Origin of the sequence: Pseudomonas sp. K5002 (genome assembly GCF_013386655.1) — a bacterium.
Taxonomy (GTDB): domain Bacteria; phylum Pseudomonadota; class Gammaproteobacteria; order Pseudomonadales; family Pseudomonadaceae; genus Aquipseudomonas.
This window is the reverse complement of record NZ_JACARK010001467.1, coordinates 1-773: the sequence shown is the minus strand read 5'-3', so window position 1 is coordinate 773 and position 773 is coordinate 1. Positions and strand designations below refer to the sequence as shown.

At 64.3% G+C, this 773-nt stretch carries 2 protein-coding genes; both read left to right on the top strand.

What is annotated here, in order from left to right; genetic code table 11:
* Positions 1-537 (top strand): alpha-ribazole phosphatase family protein (gene cobC, locus HX846_RS37230; RefSeq protein WP_178967470.1); only part of this gene is annotated, 537 nt, incomplete at its 5' end.
* Positions 538-539: 2 nt separating this feature from the next.
* The coding region (locus HX846_RS37225) for an adenosylcobinamide-GDP ribazoletransferase (protein ID WP_178967469.1) at positions 540-773 on the top strand (234 nt) is incomplete at its 3' end.

The following is a 773-nucleotide window of genomic DNA, read 5'->3' as shown; positions in this document are numbered from 1 at the left end:
GAACTGGGCGGCGGCTTGCGCGGCAGCCTGGACGATGCGCTCACGGCCAAGGGCTGGGAGCAGATGCGTGAGGCGGTGGTGGAGCAGGGCCCATGGGAGCGTCTGGTCAGTTCGCCGCTGCAACGTTGTGCGCGGTTTGCCGAGGAGTTGGGCACGCGCCTGAACCTGCCGGTGACCCTCGAAAAGGATCTGCAGGAACTGCACTTCGGCGCCTGGGAAGGGCAGAGCGCTGCAGCCTTGATGGAAACCGACGCCGACGCGCTGGGCCTGTTCTGGGCTGATCCCTACAGTTTCACGCCGCCGCAGGGCGAGCCGGTTTCACAGTTTTCCGCGCGTGTTTTGGGGGCTGTCGGCCGCTTGTATCAAGCTTATGCCGGCCAGCGAGTGCTGCTGATCAGCCATGGTGGAGTCATGCGTTTGCTGCTGGCCCAGGCACGTGGTCTGCCGCGTGAGCAACTGTTGAATGTCGAAGTCGGCCATGGTGGCCTGTTCAGCCTGCAGGTCGAGGCGGATGGCGTATTAAGGGAAGGACGCTGAGCATGTTGCCGTTCTGGATCGCCTTGCAGTTTCTCAGCAGCCTGCCGATTCGCTTGCCGGGCATGCCGCAGCCCCAGGAACTGGGGCGTTCGTTGCTGTTTTATCCGGTGGTGGGGCTGCTGTTCGGGCTACTGCTGTGGGGCTTGAACGCCGTGTTGATGGGCGCGCCATTGCTGCTGCACGCCGCGCTGCTGTTGACCGCGTGGGTGTTGCTCAGTGGCGGCCTGCACCTGGAC